General features: G+C 59.5%; 3 protein-coding genes, 2 tRNA genes and 1 pseudogene. 2 read left to right on the plus strand and 4 right to left on the minus strand.

The annotated features are described in order from the left end of the window. Positions 1–339: 339 nt before the first annotated feature. From ACH2EH_RS16410 to ACH2EH_RS16425, 4 genes are all read right to left on the minus strand, one after another. Positions 340–410 (minus strand) — tRNA-Gly (locus tag ACH2EH_RS16410). A gap of 41 nt (positions 411–451) precedes the next feature. After that, a tRNA-Pro gene (locus ACH2EH_RS16415) sits at positions 452–525 on the minus strand. Between the two features lie 40 nt (positions 526–565). Next, the gene (locus ACH2EH_RS16420; protein WP_395143233.1) at positions 566–1393 is read right to left on the minus strand and encodes a tyrosine-type recombinase/integrase; all 828 of its coding nucleotides are present in this window, start codon (positions 1391–1393) and stop codon (positions 566–568) included. A 6-nt stretch (positions 1394–1399) separates the two neighbouring features. After that, positions 1400–3274 carry a hypothetical protein gene (locus ACH2EH_RS16425; RefSeq protein ID WP_395143235.1) on the minus strand — a complete coding sequence of 625 codons (1875 nt, stop codon included), beginning with the start codon at positions 3272–3274 and terminating at the stop codon, positions 1400–1402. A gap of 166 nt (positions 3275–3440) precedes the next feature. On the opposite strand from ACH2EH_RS16425, the pseudogene ACH2EH_RS16430 reads away from it, so the two are divergent. Both ACH2EH_RS16430 and ACH2EH_RS16435 read left to right on the plus strand, forming a co-directional pair. Further along, a pseudogene (locus ACH2EH_RS16430) lies at positions 3441–3548 on the plus strand (flagellar assembly protein H); the annotation flags it as partial. Positions 3549–3581: 33 nt separating this feature from the next. Further along, positions 3582–3716 (plus strand): hypothetical protein, encoded by a 135-nt coding sequence (locus tag ACH2EH_RS16435; protein WP_395143237.1) that lies wholly within the window; start codon positions 3582–3584, stop codon positions 3714–3716. Positions 3717–3758: the final 42 nt, after the last annotated feature.

Consider the following 3758-nt stretch of genomic DNA (forward strand, 5'->3'; position numbering starts at 1 on the left):
AGAAATCCGATGATGCGGCGACGTTCACTGATCGTCTTATCCGACATCTGGCGTACCTTACAGACACGCATCCAGGAATCCAGCAGTTCCACAACCGTGGCAACAGGGACTTCCGTTGGGCGCATCGCTGGCACAGGAGACCGACGGCGGAGGGACTCTCGGGTCGGACTGGCAGCCTCAGATTTTATTCTTTGGGCTGATGAAGTCAGTTTTTGAACGGATGAAGCAGGTAACGAATGTATGATTTTGCGTCTCATTTTGTCCTGAGACGGCATCCACGGCGGAGGGGTTACTCCCCTGATTTCCCTCTACGAATGGCAGTTTTTCGAGGGGAATCTAAGCGGGTGGGGAGAATCGAACTCCCGTGATCTGCTTGGAAGGCAGGAGCTTTACCATTAAGCTACACCCGCATATTTAATTTTCCGCACCCTACTACTGCTTGGTACTCGCATCGGGGCGACAGGATTCGAACCTGCGACCTCAACATCCCAAATGTCGCGCTCTACCAAGCTGAGCCACGCCCCGACGAGGTGCGAGAGTAAGTATACCGCCTTTTTCGATTTTATCAAGCGCGTGGATGGGTGGCACGGTAGACTGCTCGAAGGCGCTCCGTGGCGACATGGGTGTAGATTTGGGTCGTGGTTATCCGGGCGTGCCCCAGTAGCTCCTGAATCACCCGCAGATCCGCTCCGTTATTCAGCAGGTGCGTGGCAAACGAGTGCCGTAGCCAGTGAGGCGAGGGGCGATCCCCCAGTCCTGCCGCTAGGACATTCTCCTTGACCGCCCTCCAGAGTGTCACTCGCCCGACGCCGCCAAAGACAAAATCCGTCGGTTTGGCACTCTCGGGACGGAGGGCTTGCAGGCTCTCAAAGACCGGGGCGACGAGTGGGACATAGCGCTCCTTCCCCCCCTTGCCACGCACGAGGATCGTCCCCTGCTTGGATTCAAGATCACCCCAGCGCAGTCCCACCGCCTCAGACAGACGAAGTCCCCCCGCGTACAGCACTTCGAGTAAGGCACTATCCCGCTGTCCTTTTGGCGTCGTGCGATCTGGGATAGAGAGTAAGGTAATAAGTTGCGCGGTGGTCAAGGTGTGGGGAAGCCTGCGCTCAGGACGCGTGGGCGATGCCGCGAGAGAGACGGGGTTGGTATCAAGCTGCCCTTCGCGGCTCAGGAACCGACAGTAGGAGGAGAGCGCGGCGCGCTTACGGGCGACACTGGCAGGAGCAAGCCCGGCAGTGTGGAGCTGCGCCACGTAGCGCTCAATGCCCTCCGCAGTCAGTGGCAAGCTGCTCTGTTCCCACTGGGCAAGATCGCGCCGGTACGCCAGCGCCGTGTTCAGCGCAAGGCCACGTTCGGCACGCAAGTGGATCAGAAACGCCTCGATGCTCACTTAGGATCAAATCTTCAGGAAAGGCAGTAGCTTCTTGAGGTAGCCACGTAGGTTGGTCTCGGGGAACTGCTCGCGCTCACGCTGGAGGCGGTTTGATTCGCGCTCAAACTCGGCGACCTCCATCTCCAAGCGCTGCACGTCCACGGAGACATTCTTGGCCGATGCACTGTACTTGCGCCACTCATCCTCAAATTCTTTTTCCATCTCGCGGCACCAGGTCTGCAAGAGAGTGATCTGGTGCTGGGGCACTCCGGGCAGGGTTGTTCGACGAGAGAGATCCAGTGCGTTGGTGATCCCCGCCACCGCCAGCTCACGCTTGGTATGAACGGGCATTCCATCTATCGTGATGACTCGATTGATGGGAACCTGCCGTAGTTTCTCCGCCACATAGTCTGCCGACGCTCCCTGTGCGGCTTGCAGCGCTTGCGGGGATGTGCCCCGGTTGCGGGCGGCGACACGGATTTTGCGCTCCGCGGTAAGCTGTGCCATCTTGGCCATCTCCGCCGTCAGCTCATCCAGTAGCTTCCGGCGAGGCCAGTTGGCATAGCCGATCCCGAGGGCGTTGACCAGCCAGAGGAGAATAAAGAGCGGCAGGAACGTCCCCCCAATCGCTTGAGCGAGTAAGGCCGCAAGAACGACAACCGCCGCCAGAGCAGCACGCACCAGGAGGATATTCTGCCACTCCTTCTCGGCAAAGGCCGACTCATTGAGCTGGATGAGGTAGCGGAAGACATCTCGGGTCGCCTGGCGCTGACCGGCGGCGCGGTAGCTCGTCCCCGCCTGCCACCACTTGTCATGGGTAACCACTTCGCTGTAGGCCTTAATCCAGTCACTATTATCCGCTTTCTCATGCCGCTCCTGGAAGGTCGGCTCCGGAGGCCCCACCAGCTCGACGGGTAGCGGTTTGGGCTCCTCGGTGGAGATGACCGGCAACAGGGCGGAGTCAGGGCCGTGCTCTAGTGCATCCTGAAGGCGGGCCAGAGACTCCGCAAGCACTTCATCGCGATCTAGCTCCGCCTGCGCCCGTAGTGCAGCAAACACGGGCGAGCCCGCCGGGTCGCGCAGGTCCGCTGCCTTAAAGAGTAAACTCTCACCGTCGCCGAACTTAACACACAGACTCGGGTCGTGGGCAATCGCGAGCAAGGCGGTCTGCATCACCAGGCACGCAAACCGATCCAATCCGACTCCAAAGTGCTGTACCTGGCGCTCTGGATGCTGGTAGTTCGCATGCCCCAGCTCCGGCGACGGGTAGCCTTCCAGCCCCGGGACAAACATGCCGTCGTAGTCTACGAGTGTTACATGACTGCCATCTTCAGAGATCAGCAGGTTATCGTGTTGCCAGTCGCCGTGTGCCATTCCAGCCGCCTCTAAGCGGGTGAGTAGTGTCCCGAGTGTTCCGATCAGTCGTCGCAACCGCTCAGGATTATCCCGGTTCTGCTCCACCCAGCGCCCTAGTGTAACGCCTTGGGCCCAGCGCATCGCAATGGTCGGGTACCACTTGCCCGCAATCCGCATCCCGCCTTCCACAAAGCGAAATGGCACAAAGACATCGTCTAAAGTAGCGATCTGTGTGGCGAGCAGTCGGTAGCGGGTACCTCGTGTGATCCCGTAGCTGTCTTGTGGAGCCGTAAAGCAGCGCAGCGCCCAGTCCGTGCCGTCGTGACCGCGCAAGCGAAAGACTACGGCAAAGCGCCCCGTGTAGGCAATCGGTAGCCCTTGCCGGTTCTCCGCGACTTTAGCCCCCGTGAGCAGCGGATCGCCCAGGGTGAGGCCCGGACTTTGGATCGCCTCCCGGTACGCGACCGCATCGGGCCACTCCGAGCGCCCCTGCCGGATAGAATTTGCACTACTGGCGCTAACTTCCGCCTGATTGAGCCTCATGTGGTGATTATTTTACCCGATATTGAGAGGCGGGGAGTTTACGAAGGCTGGGGTTACAGGAGTTCGGAACGCAAGAGCCGCCCCTCAGGAGTGTCGGTGGGGAAGAGGCTCCGGGCAAGCGTGCCGAGCTGGGCGTTTTTATCGCGTACGGTACAATGAGCACGAGATGGATGAGCAAGCGATTGACCACGACCGGCTTTTCAAGGAGCTGCTCACGACATTTTTTGTCGAGTTCGTCGAGGCGTTTCTCCCCGATGTCCATGCCTATTTAGAAAAAGTTCCAGGGCCGTGATGCGTTCTTTTTCTGGTGGCGCTGTTTTCCTACGACCAGCCGCTCAAGCTCGCACCCAACACGTTCTCGATGGAGTTTCCGGGCTTCTCGGTGAATGACATCCTCCGACCGGAGCAAGCTCCGGGGTATCGTAGCCCCGAGACGACCTAATCTGAAAACAGTTCCAGTTGACGAGAGTCGGGAGCACAGCGT

Origin of the sequence: Armatimonas sp. (assembly GCF_043760365.1) — a bacterium.
GTDB lineage: Bacteria > Armatimonadota > Armatimonadia > Armatimonadales > Armatimonadaceae > Armatimonas.